The organism is Micromonospora arborensis (assembly GCF_003205615.1).
GTDB lineage: Bacteria > Actinomycetota > Actinomycetes > Mycobacteriales > Micromonosporaceae > Micromonospora > Micromonospora arborensis.
The window spans coordinates 55,298-72,536 of sequence record NZ_PYBV01000022.1; the positions used below are offsets into that span (position 1 = coordinate 55,298).

Consider the following 17,239-nt stretch of genomic DNA (forward strand, 5'->3'; position numbering starts at 1 on the left):
CGGCCTGGTCGGGTCGTGGTGGGGTGCGAAGCTGCGGTGCGCCTGGGGCGGTGGCTTGGGGCGGCGGCCTGGTTGGGTCGTGGTGGGGTGTGAGGCTGCGGTGCGCCTGGGGCGGTGGCTTGGGGCGGCGGCCTGGTCGGGTCGTGGTGGGGTGCGAGGCTGCGGTGCGCCTGGGGCGGTGGCTCGGTCGGGTCTCGGCGCGCGGGTAGAGCTGCCCCAGATCTGGGGCAGCTCTACAGGCGCACGACATGGCACGCCCACCCCGCCCCACCGCCGCTGTCGAGCACGAGTGCCTCGCGGATCGCGGGAACCGGGCGCGGCGGGGCGAGGGTCAGGGAGTGTGTTCCTTGCGGATCTGGTCGGCCAGGTGGGCGGGCATGGGGTCGTGACGGACGAAGTGGCGGCGGAAGGTGCCCGTGCCGGCCGTCATCGAGCGCAGCTCCACGGCGTACCGAAGCAGTTCGGTGGCCGGCACCTCCGCGCGGACGAGGGTGCGGCCCTCGGCGTCCGGATCCGGTTCGGTGCCGAGCACTCGGCCGCGGCGGCCGGACAGGTCGCCCATCACGGTGCCCACCGAGCCGTCCGGCACCTGGATGGTGACCTCGTCGATCGGCTCCAGGAGCGCCGGCTGGCCACGGTCGGCGGCGTCGCGTAGGGCGAGCGCGCCCGCGGTTTGGAAGGCCGCGTCCGAGGAGTCGACGCTGTGCGCCTTGCCGTCGACCAGGGTCACCCGCAGGTCCACCACCGGGTGACCGGCGACGAGGCCGCGCTCGAGCTGGGCGCGAACGCCCTTCTCCACCGACGGGATGTAGTTGTGTGGCACCGCGCCGCCGACGACCCGGTCGACGAACTCGAAGCCGCCACCCGGGGGCAGGGGTTCGACCTCGATGTCGCAGACCGCGTACTGGCCGTGGCCCCCGGACTGCTTGACGTGCCGGCCGTGCCCCTTCGCGGGCACGGTCAGTGTCTCGCGCAGCGACACCTTGACCGGCTCGGTGTCCAGTTCGACGCCGCCGGCGCGCAGCCGGTCGAGCACCACGTCGGCGTGTGCCTCGCCCATGCACCAGAGCACCAGTTGGTGGGTTTCCGGGTTGCGTTCCAGGCGCAGGGTGGGGTCGCCGGCGACGAGGCGGGCGAGGTTGCGGGCCAGGGCGTCCTCGTCGGCGCGGCTGTGGGCCACCACCGCCACCGGCAGCATCGGCTCGGGCATCTCCCAGGGGGCGATCAGCAGCGGGTCGTCCTTGGCCGAGATGGTGTCGCCGGTCTCGGCGCTGCCCGACTTGGTGATCGCGCAGATGTCGCCGGCCACGCAGACCGGCACCTCGCGCAGGGTGGCGCCCAGCGGGGTGTAGATGTGCCCGACCCGCTCGTCGGCGTCGTGGTCGGGGTGGCCGCGTTCGGTCAGGCCGTGCCCGGAGATGTGCACGGTCTGGTCGGGGCGCAGCGTGCCGGAGAAGACCCGGACCAGCGAGACCCGACCGACGTGCCGGTCGACGGTGGTCTTGACGACCTCGGCGACGAGCGGCCCGGCCGGGTCGCAGGTCAACGGTGGGCGGGGGGAGCCGTCCACGCCGGCGACCGCCGGCAACTCGTGCTCCAGCGGCGACGGGAACGCGGCGGTCAGCACCTCCAGCAGCACGTCCAGCCCGACACCGGTCTGGGCGCAGACCGGCACCACCGGGTAGAAGTGCCCCCGGGCGACAGCCTTCTCCAGGTCGTCGATGAGCACCTCGTCGCTGATCTCCTCGCCGTCGAGGTAGCGGTCCATGAGGGTCTCGTCCTCGCTCTCGGCGATGATCCCCTCGATCAGCTCGTCGCGGGACTCGTCGATGGCCCGCTGGTGCTCCGGGTCCGGGTCGCGCACGTCGGCGGGCAGCCCGGCGGAGTAGTCGAAGACCCGGCGGGTGATCAGGCCGAGCAGGCCCTCGGTGGACACGCCGTCGTCGCCGAGCATCGGCAGGTAGAGGGGCATCACGTTGTCGCCGAAGAGGCGTTGGCAGAGCGCCACCGTCTCGTCGACGTCGGCGCGGGGCTGGTCCAGTCGCGCCACCGCGACCGCGCGGGGCAGGTCGACCGCGGCGCACTCCTCCCACAGCGCGACGGTGGCCGCGTCCATGCCACCCGCCGCGGAGACGACGAAGAGGGCCGCGTCGGCGGCCCGCAGCCCGGCGCGCAGCTCGCCGACGAAGTCGGCGTACCCGGGGGTGTCCAGCAGGTTGACCTTGATGCCGTTGTGCAGCAGTGGTGCGCAGGACAGGCTGACCGAACGCTGTTGGCGTACGGCGGCGGGGTCGTGGTCACCGACCGTGGTGCCGTCGACCACGGTGCCGGCCCGGCCGATCGTGCCGGTCGCCGCGAGCAGCGCCTCGACCAGGGTCGTCTTGCCTGCTCCGGAGTGCCCGACGAGCACGACGTTGCGTACCCGCTCGGGCTCGGTCACCACCGGCGTGCCGCCGGTGGAACCCTTGTCCTGATTTTTCTGCGCCATGGGGCGCACCTCCCTCAGCCGGTGGTGGTGGCGACCGCCGCGCGACGGGGAAGCGGCCCGGGGCGAGTGCGCGGCGATATCCTCCGGTGGTCTGCTGCACAGCGGGAACCGGACGGGCGGACGGGTGAGCTGGCTCACCCTCCGGCTCGATCTCACACCCGTTGCCGGGTAGGCACAAGCCTCCCCCGGGCGGGTCGGAGGGGCGGCCGTATCGCCGGAGCTGGGCGGACCGTTATCGTGGGGACCGCCATGGCGAAGATCTTCCAAGTGTCGGCCCGCGCGGGGATGACCCGCGTCGTCGAGCCGATTGCCCGTGCCCTCCTGCGCGCGGGCGTCACCCCCAATGCCGTCACCGTCGCGGGCACCGTTGGTGTGCTCGTCGGCGCACTCGGCTTCGGTGCTCGCGGCCACCTGGTCGCGGGCGCGTTAATCGTGACCGTTTTCGCGCTCACCGACCTGCTCGACGGGACGATGGCCCGAATGAGCGGCGGCTCCACCAAATTCGGCGCGTTCCTCGACTCAAGCATGGACCGGGTCGCCGACAGTGCCGTCTTCGGCGCGGTCGCCTACTGGCTGGCCACGGAGAACAACTACTCCGGGGTGGCCGCCGCGCTGGTCTGCCTGGCCGCCGGCAGTCTGGTCTCCTACGTCAAGGCCCGCGCCGAGGGGCTCGGCATGACCTGCAACGTGGGCATCGCCGAGCGCACCGAGCGGCTGCTGATCGTCGGAGTCGGCGGGATCCTCACCGGCGTCGGTCTCGACCCGGCGTTGGAGATCGCGCTCTGGCTGCTCGCCGCGGTATCGATCTTCACGGTGGGGCAGCGGATGACGCACGTCTACCGCCAGGCCCAGCAGCTCCAGCCGAACGGCCAGGCGTGAGCGGCGCGTCGGCGACCCGGCGCCGGACGACCGGCGGCCGGGCCGCGTGAACCTCACCGAGCTGGGCTACATCGCCGGCTGGCGGGTGGTCCGTGCGCTACCCCGGCCGCTGGTGGCGGCGGCGTTCCAGGCGGGCGCGGACCGCGCCCACCGTCGCGGGGGCGGGGGTACGGCCCGACTACGCGCCAACCTGCGCCGGGTGGTCGGCCCGGACCTGCCCGAGGCCGAGCTGGACGATCTCGTCAAGCGCGGGCTCCGCTCGTACGCCCGGTACTGGATGGAAGCGTTCCGGCTGCCCGCGTTGAGCCGTGCGCAGATCCAGTCCGGCTTCCGACTCGACGGCGCGGAGTTGCTGGCCGCCGACGTGGCCGCCGGCCGGGGCGCCGTGGTGGCGCTACCGCATGCCGGAAACTGGGACGCCGCGGGCGCCTGGGTGGCGGCCACCATCGGGCCGATCACCACGGTGATGGAACGGCTCAAGCCGGAGGGCGTGTACAAGCGTTTCATGGCCTTCCGGGCGGGCCTGGGGATGGAGATCCTGCCGACCCACGGCGGGCCGCGTCCAGCGTTCGACGTGCTGCTGGACCGCGTACGTGCCGGTGCGGTGGTGCCGTTGCTGGCCGACCGGGACCTCTCCGCCCGTGGGGTGGAGGTGGACTTCTTCGGCGGAAAGACCCGGATGCCGGCCGGGCCGGCGCTGCTCGCGCTGCACACCGGCGCGCCGCTCTACGTGGCCTCGATGTGGTACGAACCGGACGCGGCGTGCGCGTCGCTCGCCGGCCCGCTGCCGGTGCCGGGGCCCGAGGTGGGGCCCCTGGACCAGCGGGTCCGGTCGCTGACCCAGCTGATCGCCGACCGTCTGGCGGCGGGCATCGCCGAGCATCCGGAAGACTGGCACATGTTGCAGCGGATGTGGCTGGACCAGCGGGCGGCGGGAGACGGCACGGCGCTGCCCTCGTCGACCTCCGGTCAGGCCTGAGGAGGTGGGCACGATAGGTGCGCGGAGTGCGCCGCAGCGGCGGCCCGCCGTCGGGGACGGGAGGCGCTGACGCATGCGGATCGGCATCGTGTGCCCGTACTCCTTCGACGTGCCCGGCGGCGTGCAGAACCACGTGATGGACCTGGCCGAGGCGCTGATCACGCTCGGCCACGAGGTCAGCGTGCTCGCCCCGGCCGACGAGGATTCGCCGCTGCCGGCGTACGTGGTGTCCGCCGGTCGTGCGGTGCCGCTGCCGTACAACGGGTCGGTGGCCCGGATCGCGTTCGGCCCGGTCTCGACCGCCCGGGTCCGCCGTTGGCTCACCAACGGCGACTTCGACGTGCTGCACGTGCACGAGCCGCTCACGCTGAGCCTGTCCCTGCTGGCCGTGCTGTCCGCCCGCGGTCCGGTGGTGGCCACGTTCCACACCGCGATGACCCGTTCGCGGGTGCTGGCCGCCGCGCAGGGTGTGCTCCAGATCGTGTTGGAGCGGATCACCGCCCGGATCGCGGTCAGCGCGCTGGCCCGCAAGGTCCAGGTCGAGCACATGGACGGCGGAGCGGTGGAGATCCCCAACGGGGTGGCGGTGGCCAAGTTCGCCGACGCCGAGCCGTTGCCGGGCTGGCCGGGGGAGTGCGCGCCGGGCACCGGTGGCACCCTGGGCTTTTTGGGCCGGTTCACCGAGGCGCGCAAGGGCTTTCCGGTGCTGCGCGACGCGTTCGTGGCGATGGCCGCCACCCGGCCCGGGCTGCGGTTGCTCGTCGCCGGCCCGGGTGACTCCGACGACCTGTACGACCAGTTCCCGGCCGAGCTGCACGAGCGGGTCACGTTCCTCGGCCTGGTCACCGAACCGGACAAGGCGCGAATGCTGCGCAGTGTGCACCTCTATGTGGCGCCGAACACCGGCGGCGAGTCGTTTGGCATGATCCTCACCGAGGCGCTGGCCGCGGGTACGACAGTGGTCGCCAGCGATCTGGACGCGTTCCGGCGGGTGCTCGACGGTGGGCGCGCGGGTCGGCTGTTCCCCACCGGTGACCCGGTGGGGCTGCGCGACGCGGTGACCGAGCTGCTGGACGATCCGGCCGGGCGGGCCGCGCTGAGCGCCTGCGGCGATCAGGTGGTGGCGAATTTCGACTGGCCGGTGGTTGCTCGCCGCGTTCTGGAGGTATACGCAGCGGCGATCGAGGCAACCGACGGGCGGGTCATCGACCAGGAGTGGGTGGGGCTGGGCTGAGCCGGTGTGACAGATGGTGCGGATGACGCCGGGGTGACCGGCGTGGCCGCGCCTCAGCGGAGGCGAAACGGAGCGGCACTACGATGCGGCACATGTGGTGGGTGGTGGCCGCGAGCGTGGTCCTGGGGCTGGTCGCGGCGTACCTCATCTGGACGGCCGGCCGGGTGGAGCGGCTACAGGGCCGCGCGGAGCTGGCGGCCCGGGCCCTCGACGCCCACCTGCTGCGCCGGGCCGCGGCAGCCGCCGTGCTGGCCGAACGGCACTTCGGCGTCGAGCTGTACGCGGCGGCCCGGATCGCCTTGGACGCCAGCCCGGATGAGCGGGAGGCGGCGGAGAACGACCTCACGCGGCAGTTGCGCGCCGTCCAGTTGGATCCGGGCGATCCGGACTGCGGGGCGGTCATCGCCGCCAGTCGTCGGCTCGCACTGTCGCGGCAGGTGCACACCGATCTGGTCCGGGATGCCCGCTCGGCGCGTAGCCGGCCGCTGGTGCGGTTGCTGCGGATGGGGCGGGGCCGGGAGTGGCCGCGCTACTTCGACATCGACGATCCGACCCTGATCGTTCCGGCGGACGTCTCCGCCACCTGAACCTGTCGCCGTGCGCCGGCTCCCGGGGCCGCCGACGACACCGCCGCCGGGACCGGTGAGCAGGGCCACAGTGCAGGCCACCGGGGGTCTGATTGGCTGTCGGTGTGGCGTTGACCTGCGCGTAGCATTTTCGCTGCCACCCCCAGAGCGCCTTCAAGGAGCGATGATCCGTGCCCGAAAACACCGACTCGAACACCGGTACCGCCCCCGTCGTCGGCACCGCCCGCGTCAAGCGTGGCATGGCCGAGATGCTCAAGGGCGGCGTGATCATGGACGTGGTCAACGCCGAGCAGGCCAAGATCGCTGAGGACGCCGGCGCGGTCGCCGTGATGGCCCTGGAACGGGTGCCCGCCGACATCCGCGCGCAGGGCGGGGTGTCCCGGATGAGCGACCCCGACATGATCGACGGGATCATCGAGGCGGTCTCCATCCCGGTGATGGCCAAGGCCCGCATCGGCCACTTCGTGGAGGCGCAGATCCTGCAGTCGCTGGGCGTGGACTACGTCGACGAGTCCGAGGTGCTGACCCCGGCCGACTACGCGAACCACATCGACAAGTGGGCGTTCACGGTGCCCTTCGTCTGTGGCGCGACCAACCTCGGCGAGGCGCTGCGGCGGATCACCGAGGGCGCGGCCATGATCCGCTCCAAGGGTGAGGCGGGCACCGGGGACGTCTCCAACGCCACCACCCACATGCGGAAGATCCGTCAGGAGATCGCCCGGCTGACCTCGTTGCCGGCCGACGAGCTGTACGTCGCGGCCAAGGAGCTGCAGGCCCCGTACGAGCTGGTCAAGGAGGTCGCCGAGAGCGGCAAGCTGCCGGTGGTGCTGTTCACCGCCGGTGGGATCGCCACCCCGGCCGACGCGGCGATGATGATGCAGCTCGGCGCCGAGGGTGTCTTCGTCGGCTCCGGCATCTTCAAGGCGGGCAACCCGGCTCAGCGGGCCGCCGCGATCGTCAAGGCCACCACCTTCCACGACGACCCGGACGTGCTGGCGAAGGTCTCCCGTGGTCTCGGCGAGGCCATGGTCGGCATCAACGTCGACGAGATCCCGCAGCCGCACCGCCTGGCCGAGCGCGGTTGGTGAGGTAAAGACCGTGGTCGTACCCGTGATTGGTGTGCTCGCGCTCCAGGGGGATGTCCGCGAGCACGTGGCGGCGTTGGCAGCGGCGGGCGCCGACGCCCGCCCGGTCCGCCGCCCGGCGGAGCTGGACGCGGTGGACGGCCTGGTCGTCCCCGGGGGCGAGTCCACCACCATCAGCAAACTCGCCGACATCTTCGAGATGCGCGAGCCGATCGACAAGCGGATCGCCGACGGCATGCCGGTCTACGGCTCCTGCGCCGGCATGATCATGCTGGCGACCGAGGTGCTCGACGGCCGACCCGACCAGCGGGGCTTCTCCGGCATCGACATGACCGTGCGGCGCAACGCGTTCGGGCGGCAGGTCGACTCCTTCGAGGCGCCGGTGACCATCACCGGGGTGCCCGGTGAGCCGTTCCACGCGGTCTTCATCCGGGCGCCGTGGGTCGAGCGGGTCGGTGCCGGCGTCGAGGTGATCGGGTCGGTGACCGACGGCCCGGCCGCCGACCGGATCGTGGCGGTCCGGCAGGGCAACCTGCTGGCCACCTCGTTCCACCCGGAGCTGACCGGTGACCTGCGCGTGCACGCGTACTTCGTGGACCTGGTCCGCAGCGTCTCCTGACGGCGTCGGCGCTCCGCCGGCGACCGCGCGTAGCTGCCCCGGATGCCGGAGCTGTCCACGATGCTCGCCGAGGTCGTGACCTGGTCCCGGGCGTTGCGTCCGGTGGACCGGGCGCTGCTGGGAACGTAGCCGGTCCGGGGGATTTCGTCCCGTCTGCCCTGCTCCGGGCGGGCGGGACGCAGTCGCCACGCGCGGTGCATGACAGCGACCCGGGGGACGTCGGTAGGATTGCGGAGATTCGGCAGGGCCATCTGCCCGCCACGGCTTCCACCAGAGCTGACCGGCACCTCCGCGTGCGCCGGCGGGAGCGGGGCGTGCGCGGTGCGGTCGATGCAGACGGCGGGTAGCAACGGAGGTAGAAGATGTCCGGCCACTCAAAGTGGGCGACGACCAAGCACAAGAAGGCCGTCATCGACGCCAAGCGCGGCAAGATGTTCGCCAAGCTGATCAAGAACGTCGAGGTGGCCGCACGAACCGGCGGCGGTGACCCCTCCGGCAACCCGACGCTCTTCGACGCCATCCAGAAGGCGAAGAAGAGCTCGGTGCCGAACGACAACATCGACCGTGCCGTCAAGCGCGGCTCCGGCCTGGAGGCCGGCGGCGCCGACTGGCAGACGATCATGTATGAGGGGTACGGCCCGAACGGCGTGGCCATGCTCATCGAGTGCCTCACCGACAACCGCAACCGGGCGGCGACCGAGGTGCGCACCGCGCTGACCCGCAACGGCGGCTCGCTCGCCGACGCCGGCTCGGTGTCGTACCTGTTCTCCCGCAAGGGCGTGGTGATCGTGCCCAAGGAGGGCACCAGCGAGGACGACGTGATGCTGGCTGTCCTCGAGGCCGGCGCCGAGGAGGTCAACGACCTCGGTGAGGCGTACGAGGTGGTCTCCGAGCCGACCGACCTGATCGCGGTGCGGACCGCGCTGCAGGACGCCGGCATCGAGTACGAGTCGGCCGAGTCCTCCCTCATCCCCAGCATGAACGTCCCGCTGGACGAAGAGGGCGCGCGCAAGATCTTCAAGCTGATCGACGTCCTGGAAGACTGCGACGACGTGCAGAACGTCTACGCCAACTTCGACATCTCCGACGATGTGATGGCGGCAGTGGACGCCTGAGAGCCTGCCGCTCGCTCGGCAATACCGGCACGTGTGATGTGCGGAGCCTCCGACGATCGAAACCTCGGCCCGACAGGGCAGGGCGGACGATCGGCGGAGGCTCCGCGCTACTTTCGGGAACTGCTGTCTGCCGGCGTCCTGCGGCGACATCCCCGGCGTTGCGCGGATCTTGGGCGCACCTGAGGGGCGTGCAGCGGCTCGGGATACCCTGCCTGCGGTGCTTCGAAGCGCGTGATCGAAGGAGTCGATGCGGGGATGACGGTAGGGCGAACGATGCCGACGCAGGACGACGTTCTCGGGTACTTCGACACGCTGTCGAACTGGGGCCGGTGGGGCGACGACGACGAGCTCGGCACCCTGAACCACATCACCGACGACGTCCGGCTGGCGGCGGCGCGGGCCGTGCGGCACGGCAGGAGCGTGTCCTGCGCGTGGGAGGTCGCCGCACCGCGGGACATGGAGCGGTCGACGACGGCGTGCCCGTGCACCGCCGACATGCCGGGTGCCGAGAACATGCCGGCAGCCTTCCACGCCGACCGGCGCTGGGGCTTCTCGTCCGAGCAGCTCGGTATCGCGTTCCACGGCAACACCCTCACCCACATCGACTCGCCGTGCCACATCTTCTGGGACGGCCTGATGTACAACGGGCGGTCGCACTCGTTGGTCGACGCCGCGACGGGATCGGCGTGGGCGGCTGTCACGGCGGCGGCGAACGGGATCATCACCCGTGGTGTCCTGCTGGACGTGGCGAGGGTCCGGGATGTGCCGTGGCTGCAACCGGGGCAGGGTGTGTTTCCCGAGGATCTCGAGGAGGCCGAGCGTCGCCAGGGCGTACAGGTGCGACCCGGCGATGCCGTACTCCTGCGGACCGGGTACGGCCGTTTCCGGCACGAGGCCGGCGAGGCCAGCGGTTTCACGCAGGCCGGCTGGCACGCGTCCTGCCTGCCGTGGCTGCACGAACGTGGCGTCGCCCTGATCGGCGCTGACACCCCCCAGGACGTTCAGCCGTCGGGGTACGACGACGTGTTGATGCCCGTGCACGCCGTGAGTCTCGTGGCGATGGGTCTGTGGATGCTCGACAACTGCGACCTGGAGGCGTGCGCGACAACGGCTGCCGACCTCGGCCAGTGGGACTTCCACCTGGCGGTCGCGCCGGTCCGCTTCGCCGGCACGTCCGGCAGCCCGGTCAACCCGATCGCCACATTCTGACCGTGGTCCACGAGGAGGTGCGATCCGTGGGACAACCACACCGGTTCTCCCCGGGTGACGTGGTCGTCCGGCGTGAGGTTCTGCGTGGCGAGGTGTGGTTCGGCTGCCCGACGATCTGCGTCGAGGACTCGCCCGACCTGCTCGCCCTCTACCTCCCGTCCGGAGCCGAGTTCGGTTTCCCGGAGACCGGCGCCTTTCCGTGTGGACGGCACCCGTGGGAGACCGCCGGGCACCGCTCCTGGTCGGGCCACGGCAAGCTGATGCTGCAACGTCCCGGCGAGGCCCACTCGGTCGACGTGTTCTGGACCGGCCCGGGTCGCGACTTCGTCGGGTGGTACTTCAACCTCCAGGACCCGGTGCGGCGTACGCCGATCGGGGTGGACACCCTGGACCACGAGCTGGACCTGTGGTGGGCGGCGGACGCCGACCGGTACGTCTGGAAGGACGTGGAGATGTTCGCCCAGCGCCTCGTCGAGGGGCGCTACCCGGGTATGGGGGACGCGATCCAGGCCGAGGGTGACCGGGTCGCCGCGCTGCTCGACGCGGGCGAGCGCTGGTGGGACCCGGCGTGGGCGACGTGGCAGCCCGACCCGACCTGGTCGGTACCCCCGCTGCCGGCCGGCTGGGAGCAGGTGCCGCCGGCCCGCTGACCCGCGCGGGCGGTCACTCCGGGGGCAGCGCGTCGACCAGGAACACCTGGTCCGCGCTGGTGGTGCACGGCTCGACCAGCGCTTCGGCCGACTCTTCGGTGTCGTCGTCGTGGAGACCGACGCACAGGTCGGTGCGGGCCGGCCGGATGCGGAAGGCGCTCGGCGCCGACCCGGTCGGCTCGAAGCGGAACAGCTGAGTCCACCTGTCCTCCCGGCAGTCCTCCCAGGGTTCGAGCAGCTTGCGGCCGGGGTCGACGTCGATCACGGTGAGGCAGCCCGGACCGTGTACCGGATGGTTCCACTTGATGAAGTACAGGCCATCGGTCACCGGTTCCAGGTAGGTGTCCGGTGGGGTGGCACCCGCGCAGGGGCGCTGGACCGCTATCTCCGTTGGGTACTGGCCGGTGCGGTCCCGCCCGTCGGTGAGGCAGAGTTGCGGGTTGCGGGCGGGGCGGATCTGGCTGCGGCCGGCACTCGGCGCGGTCGACGGGCTGGCGCTGACGTCCGGCGTGGCGGAGGGGCCGACGCTCGCCGAACTGGTCCGTTCGGCGAGTGGGCTCGGCGTTCGCGGCTCGTCGTCGGGGCGCTGAACCCAGATCACACCGAGCGCGGCCAGCAGGGCGCCGACGGCGAGCAGCGCCAGCGGCGCGGGTCGCGTGAACCACCGCGGTCGCGGCACGGTCGAGGGCGCCGCCACCGGGGCGACGCTCGGCGCGGTGCCGTCGGCCGGCGGGTGATCCGAGGTGGCGCCGTCGGCCGGCTGGTGGTCGGGTGTGGGCGACGTCTGCGCGTACGCGCCCGCCGCGAGGCGGTGCCGCGCCCGCAGCCACGCCTCGACCTGATCCTCGGCGCCGCAGGCCCGGACGAACGCGGCCACCACCTCCGGTCGCGGCAGGGTGGACCGACGCAGGATGTCGGCGGCGGTGCTGCGGGCCAGCACGTCACCGGCCGCGGCGGCGCGTTGCTCCAACTGGCGGTAGGTGAGCCGGGACCGGTCCTTGAGTCGGCGCAACATCTCGACGAACTCCGCCGGGTCGGCCGCGTCGTCCGGCCGTGGCTCACCCATGGTCATCGCCCGATTGTCCAGACCTCGCGGGGCCGGGGGCAAGCCGGGGTCCGGCGACTGTCCGAGGTGGTCGGACAAAACCCGGACACGCCTTCCTGACCTGCGCGGACAGCCCACCGCGGTGACCAGGGCGTTGTCCCCGCCCGCCGGCTTATCTAGCGTCGTTACTCGATGGCCGCGCCGCTGCTCGGCGTACGGCCGGCGGGCACCGACCGGCACCGGTCCGGGCCCGACGACATCGACGACACGGGGAGATTCGATGGATGACGCTGCCCGGGATCCGTTGCCGCAGGCGGCCACGGCGGGGGAGTACGTCGCGTTGCTGCGGGACGTGCGGCGCTGCTCCGGCCTGACCTATCGGGAGATTTCCCGGCGAGCCTCGGCGGCCGGACACTGGCTGCCGCCAAGCACCCTCGCCACCATGCTGGGGCGGACCACCCTGCCCCGGGAACGCACCGTCCTGGCGCTGCTGGCGGCCTGCGGCACCTCGGCAGCCGAGGTGCAGCGGTGGGTGGAGCTGCGGCGGGACCTGGAGGCCCGCGCCAGCGAGCGGGCCCGACAGCCGAGCCACCCGGCAGGAACCGCCGTCGAAAAGCCCACGCTCGACGACCCGGCGCCGCCCGCGCCGCCGCGACCCGGGGTGCTCGGGCCGAGCCGGCGCTGGCTTCGGCTGGCGGTGCTCGCGGTGCTCGGTGTGCTGACGGTCGGGGCGTCCGGGGCGCTGCGACCCGGCGAGACCGACACGGCGGATGCTTCGCCGACCGACGGTTGTCCGGCGGTGCTGCAGCAGGGCATGCACGGTCCCTGCGTGCTGGACCTCCAGGAGCGGCTGGTGGCCGGCGGACTGGACGTGCCGGTGGACGGCTGGTTCGGCTCGGACACCACCGGCCGGGTGATGGCCTTCCAGGCGTTGGATGGCCTGCCGGTCAGCGGCACCGTGGACGGGCGGGTGCTCGACCGGTTGTCGGACGGTACGAGGGTGCCGGCCGCCTGGCCCGAGGAGCGGATCGGCACGTACCTGCGGGGGGTCTTCCCGGAGGATCCGGCCGGGGCGGTGCAGGTGGCGCGGTGCCTGTCCGGGTTGGACCCGTACCGGGTGGAGGTCGTCGCGGACGGGGCCCGCCGCTGGGGGTTGTTCCAGTTCAGCGACATGGAGTTGTCCCGGCTCGGTGTCGACCGTCCGACCGCGCTGGACCCGGGTTGGAACATCCGGGCGGCGCGGGACGTCTGGTCGCGTACCGGCGGCTTCGACCACTGGCAGTGCGCCTCGGCACGGTGACGACGTGATGCTCCCCGCCCGGTCCGTGGACCGGACGGGGAGCGTCCCCCCGTTACCTCGACTGACGACTCACGGTCGCAGCCGGTTGGCGTAGACGTACGCGCCCACGGAACGGCCGGTGGCGAGTCCGGCCTCCGCGTCGAACCGGTAGTGCACGCCGAGGTAGATCCGGCTCATCGCGTTCTCCTCGGCGGCGTGGTCGAAGCCGGTCATGTGCCGGACCACGCCCTCGGCGTGCGGGTCGTCCGTCGTGGCGTCGAAGGCGATCGCGTCGGTGCCGAAGAACCTCTGCAGCACCGCCGCCCAGGCGCCCGCGAAGGTGGCGTGCCCGGAGATGTAGGCCGGGAAGGCAGGTGTGTACGGCACGCCGTCGCGGGTCTGCGACAGCGGCTGCCAACCGGGGCCCTCGCTCGCCTCGATGGCGGTCACCGGCCGCCACAGGTCGATCGGGGTCTGGTACTTGGCGTCCCAGGCGGCGATGGCGGCGTCGGCGAGGGCGAGAGCGACCAGCCCGAAGAGTCGGGCGTTGGCCAGGATGTCGAGCTTGCGCTGCTCAGCCACGGTCCGGGTGTGCGTGAAGAGCTGGCCCGGCGGCTTGTAGGTGCCGGGCAGGTCGTTGGCCCAGAAGAACGCGATCTGCGTCTGGTCGGGGGTCCGCAGCGATGACGTCCGACCGCCGTAGTCGCGGATCTCCTGAACCTGGGTGCGGTACTCCTGCTTGCCGAGCAGGTCGGTGTATCCGGTGGCGCCGGCCGGTGGACCGGGCCGGAACTGCCGGCCCGAGGTGAGCGCGAACGGGGTGACCAGCCCCCAGTTCGGGCTGACCGCTGCCTTTCCGTTGGTCGGCCGCCACGACCCGGGCACGCCGTCCAGCGGGTACGGCGTGTTGTTGCTGGAGCCATCGTTGGCGCGGGCCTGGAGGTTGGCGGCGGCGGCCGCCGCGCCCACGGTGTCGCCCCGAGCGACCTCGGCGGCGTTCACCCCGGATGGCCGCAGGGCGACCGCACCGGCGAGCGCCTGGGAGTAGGTCTGGCCCTGGCCGCCGTACAGGGCGGTCAGCACGTCGTACGCGGCCCGGTCGATGGCCGCGTGCAGGGACGGCGCGACGACGTTCTCCAAGGTGCCCGGATAGCTGACCGGCACCCGCACCCGGTAGGGGTTGCCGACACCGGTGACCGAGACGGCGGCGTCGTGCATCGCCGCGTGCAGGATGGCCGCCTCCCGGGAGGAGGTGGTGGGTGGCAGGTCCAGCGCCTGGTACGTGGCCAGCAGGACACCGTTCCAGTAGAGGATCGGGTCGGTGGCCGGGTCGACCGGCAGCGGGGTGAGGGAGATGTTGTCCAACTGGACCGTCGAGGCGGCGTGCGCGCCGAGGTGGAACAGGAGCACCGCCTGTGGGTCGCCGAACGGCGCGGTGAAGTCGAAGGTGAACCGGCGCATCGTGGACGTCAGCGTGACGGTCTGGTCGACGGCGGAGGTGAAGGGCGTGTCCGCCCGCGAGACCGTGGCGCGCAGGGGACGGTTGACGTCGGCGGAGGCGTCGAACTGCAGCCGGTACGGCTGCGCGGCGGTCACCCCGAACTCGAAGTGGCCGATCAGGTCCTCCCAGACGGGCTTGCCGACGGTCGCGCTGGTGCGTACGCGCAGTTGCCCGGCGGTGACCGTCGTGCTGGTCGAGGCGAGCCGGGTCCACCAGGGTTGGGTGCTGCCGTTGTCGAACGTGCCGTTGAGGATGAGGTCGCCCGGGGCGGCGGTGGCGGGCGCGGGCCGGATGGCGGCCGCGAGGGTGCTGGTGAGGACGATCGCGAGCAACCCGCCGAGGAGGCGCAGGAGGTGCCGTCCGGGATTGTGGTGGCGGGCGTCGAGCGGTGGGGTCATCGAGAGCCTTTCCGGTCCGGGGCCGGCGACGACCAGGTCGTCGCCGTGAGGATCGGCTCACCGTAGGAGCGTTCGCCCTGTTCGCAGCCGCCGAACAGCGTTCGGACCGGTGCCGTACGGCAGCGGGCGTCGGGGTCCGATCAGGACTCCGACGCCCGCGTGGGGTGGCCAGGGGTTCAGCCGATCGTCTCCCGCTCCCGCCACGCGGTCCGCAGGGAGGTCCGGCCGTTGGTGCGTAGCAGCGACCCCTCGTACACCCGGGCTCCGGCGACCAGGAACGCGCCGGCGGCGAGCAGCAGGATGGCCAGCGAGACGAACGGCTCCCAGCCGGCCGCGTCGCCGTTGAACAGCCGCAGCGGCATGGCCGTGGGCGACGAGAACGGCACGTAGGACAGCACGCGCATCGCGGTGTCGTTGTCGTTCAGGAAGATCACCGCGAAGAACGGCAGCATGACGGCGAGCTGCACCGGCGTCGATACGGCGGCGATGTCCTCCTGCCGGTTGGCCAGGGCGCCGGCCGCCGCCCACATCGCGGCGAGCAGCACGAAGCCGAGCAGGAAGAACGGCACGAACCAGCCGATCGCCGGGGCGAGCAGGGTGAGCAGGCCACCGCTGTCGCCGATCTGCATGCCGACCACCGCCACCACGGCGATGAGCGCGATCTGCGCGAACGCCAGGATGGCGCCGGCCACCACCTTGCCGGCCAACAACGCTCGGACCGGTACGGCGGCGACCAGGATCTCCACGATCCGGGTCTGCTTCTCCTCGATGACGCTCTGCGCGATCTGCAAACCGAAGGTCTGCGAGGTGATGAAGAAGACGAACGCGAAGACGAACGGCACGAGGAACGCCACCACCGGGTCGACCGCGTCCGGGTCGAGCAACTGCACCGGCGGCGAGCTGCTCAGCGCCTGGACCACGTCGGTGGGGGACTCGTCCATCGCGAGAACCTTCGGACCGGAGACCACCGCCGCGTCCACGTCACCGTCGCGGACGGCCTGCTCGGCGGCTCGGTCGTCGGCCACCACGCGGACGTCGAGTCCGGCGTCCCGCAGCGGCCCAGCTGCCTCCTGGGTGACGGCCACAGTGTCCGGACCGCCGGAGAGCAGCGGCGGCAGAATGGTGCCGGCCGCGGCGACGAGCAGGAAGAAGAGCGTGCCGAACAGGAACGTACGGTCGCGGATCTTGACTCGGATCTCGCGTTCGGCGACCAGCCGGGTGGCCTGGGTGATGTTCACTGGGTGACCTCTCGGAAGATCTCGGTGAGCGAGGGGCTGACCGGGCGGAAGGCGCGGACTGGGCCACGGGCGAGGGCCGCCTGCAGCACGGGCTGTTCGTCGGCGCCGGCCGGCAGGTCGAAGACCACCCGCGCGCCGTCCAGCTCGACCAGGGTCACCCCGGGGTGGTCGCGCACCCAGCCGGCGTCGCCCGCCACCACCAGTTCGTAGCGGGGCGCGGTGTACGAGTCGCGCAGTTGCTGCCGGCTGCCGGCTGCCCGGATCGCACCGTCGGCGATGATGACCAGGTCGTCGCAGAGGCGCTCCACGACGTCGAGTTGGTGGCTGGAGAAGAGCACCGGCGCTCCGGCCGAGGCCCGTTCCCGCAGCACGGTGACGACGGTGTCGACGGCGAGGGGGTCGAGGCCGGAGAACGGCTCGTCGAGCACCAGCACCTCGGGGTCGTGCACCAGGGCGGCCGCGATCTGGGCGCGCTGCTGGTTGCCCAGCGACAGCGTCTCCAGCAGGTCGTCGCCGCGTTCGCCGAGCCCGACCCGTTCCAGCAGCGTGTCGGTGGCACGTCGTGCCGCGGGGGCGTCCATGCCGTGCAGCCGGCCCAGGTAGGTGACCTGCTCCCGGGTCGTCATCTTGGGGTAGAGGCCCCGCTCCTCGGGCATGTAGCCGAAGCGTCGGCGGTCCTGCCGGGTCAGCAACGTGTCACCCCAGCGCACCTCGCCGGCGTCCGGGGAGAGCACGCCCAGGATGATCCGCATGGTGGTGGTCTTGCCGGCGCCGTTGGCGCCCACGAAGCCGGTCATCCGGCCGGCGGCCACCTCGAAGGAGACGTTCTTGAGTACCTGCCGGTCGCCGAAGCTGCGGTCGACGCCGTCGAGGCGAAGCGTTCTGGTCACGCACCCACGCTAGATCAAATACCCTGGTCCGCCGTCCGTCGGG

At 72.2% G+C, this 17,239-nt stretch carries 15 protein-coding genes; 10 read left to right on the plus strand and 5 right to left on the minus strand.

Annotation, left to right across the window (positions count from 1 at the left end):
- Nucleotides 1–331 precede the first annotated feature (331 nt).
- Entirely contained in the window at nucleotides 332–2,488 is a 2,157-nt protein-coding gene (locus C7C45_RS18695; protein ID WP_110564964.1) for an elongation factor G-like protein EF-G2, read from the minus strand.
- A gap of 249 nt (nucleotides 2,489–2,737) precedes the next feature.
- On the opposite strand from C7C45_RS18695, the gene pgsA reads away from it, so the two are divergent.
- The 9 genes from pgsA to C7C45_RS18740 all read left to right on the plus strand — a co-directional run bounded on the left by pgsA (nucleotide 2,738) and on the right by C7C45_RS18740 (nucleotide 10,845).
- Entirely contained in the window at nucleotides 2,738–3,367 is a 630-nt protein-coding gene (gene pgsA / locus C7C45_RS18700; protein ID WP_110564965.1) for a phosphatidylinositol phosphate synthase, read from the plus strand.
- 46 nt (nucleotides 3,368–3,413) lie between these two features.
- Entirely contained in the window at nucleotides 3,414–4,346 is a 933-nt protein-coding gene (locus tag C7C45_RS18705; protein ID WP_110564966.1) for a phosphatidylinositol mannoside acyltransferase, read from the plus strand.
- 73 nt (nucleotides 4,347–4,419) lie between these two features.
- The gene (locus tag C7C45_RS18710) at nucleotides 4,420–5,580 is read left to right on the plus strand and encodes a glycosyltransferase family 4 protein (protein ID WP_110564967.1); all 1,161 of its coding nucleotides are present in this window, start codon (nucleotides 4,420–4,422) and stop codon (nucleotides 5,578–5,580) included.
- Between the two features lie 92 nt (nucleotides 5,581–5,672).
- Complete coding sequence (locus tag C7C45_RS18715) at nucleotides 5,673–6,167, plus strand: hypothetical protein (RefSeq protein WP_208641215.1); 495 nt, start codon at nucleotides 5,673–5,675, stop codon at nucleotides 6,165–6,167.
- 170 nt (nucleotides 6,168–6,337) lie between these two features.
- Nucleotides 6,338–7,255: a pyridoxal 5'-phosphate synthase lyase subunit PdxS gene (pdxS, locus tag C7C45_RS18720; protein WP_110564969.1), complete on the plus strand. Its 918-nt coding sequence runs from the start codon at nucleotides 6,338–6,340 to the stop codon at nucleotides 7,253–7,255.
- 10 nt (nucleotides 7,256–7,265) lie between these two features.
- Entirely contained in the window at nucleotides 7,266–7,871 is a 606-nt protein-coding gene (gene pdxT / locus C7C45_RS18725; protein ID WP_110564970.1) for a pyridoxal 5'-phosphate synthase glutaminase subunit PdxT, read from the plus strand.
- Nucleotides 7,872–8,233: 362 nt separating this feature from the next.
- Nucleotides 8,234–8,986: a YebC/PmpR family DNA-binding transcriptional regulator gene (locus tag C7C45_RS18730; RefSeq protein WP_110564971.1), complete on the plus strand. Its 753-nt coding sequence runs from the start codon at nucleotides 8,234–8,236 to the stop codon at nucleotides 8,984–8,986.
- A gap of 255 nt (nucleotides 8,987–9,241) precedes the next feature.
- Nucleotides 9,242–10,195: a cyclase family protein gene (locus tag C7C45_RS18735; protein ID WP_244200439.1), complete on the plus strand. Its 954-nt coding sequence runs from the start codon at nucleotides 9,242–9,244 to the stop codon at nucleotides 10,193–10,195.
- A 26-nt stretch (nucleotides 10,196–10,221) separates the two neighbouring features.
- Entirely contained in the window at nucleotides 10,222–10,845 is a 624-nt protein-coding gene (locus C7C45_RS18740) for a ribonuclease FAU-1 family protein (RefSeq protein WP_244200440.1), read from the plus strand.
- Between the two features lie 13 nt (nucleotides 10,846–10,858).
- On the opposite strand, the gene C7C45_RS18745 is transcribed toward C7C45_RS18740, so the two are convergent.
- Nucleotides 10,859–11,917 (minus strand): helix-turn-helix domain-containing protein, encoded by a 1,059-nt coding sequence (locus tag C7C45_RS18745; protein ID WP_208641216.1) that lies wholly within the window; start codon nucleotides 11,915–11,917, stop codon nucleotides 10,859–10,861.
- A gap of 253 nt (nucleotides 11,918–12,170) precedes the next feature.
- Between C7C45_RS18745 and C7C45_RS18750 the strand changes: the two genes are divergently transcribed.
- Entirely contained in the window at nucleotides 12,171–13,190 is a 1,020-nt protein-coding gene (locus C7C45_RS18750; RefSeq protein WP_167454749.1) for a peptidoglycan-binding protein, read from the plus strand.
- A 69-nt stretch (nucleotides 13,191–13,259) separates the two neighbouring features.
- On the opposite strand, the gene C7C45_RS18755 is transcribed toward C7C45_RS18750, so the two are convergent.
- From C7C45_RS18755 to C7C45_RS18765, 3 genes are all read right to left on the minus strand, one after another.
- Nucleotides 13,260–15,068, minus strand: coding sequence for a carbohydrate binding domain-containing protein (locus C7C45_RS18755; RefSeq protein ID WP_110564975.1), 1,809 nt, complete (start codon nucleotides 15,066–15,068; stop codon nucleotides 13,260–13,262).
- Nucleotides 15,069–15,244: 176 nt separating this feature from the next.
- On the minus strand, nucleotides 15,245–16,306 hold the full coding sequence (locus tag C7C45_RS18760; protein ID WP_110564976.1) for an ABC transporter permease: 1,062 nt from the start codon (nucleotides 16,304–16,306) through the stop codon (nucleotides 15,245–15,247).
- The gene (locus C7C45_RS18765) at nucleotides 16,303–17,196 is read right to left on the minus strand and encodes an ABC transporter ATP-binding protein (RefSeq protein ID WP_110564977.1); all 894 of its coding nucleotides are present in this window, start codon (nucleotides 17,194–17,196) and stop codon (nucleotides 16,303–16,305) included. The genes C7C45_RS18760 and C7C45_RS18765 overlap by 4 nt, the downstream gene beginning before the upstream one ends.
- Nucleotides 17,197–17,239 lie beyond the last annotated feature (43 nt).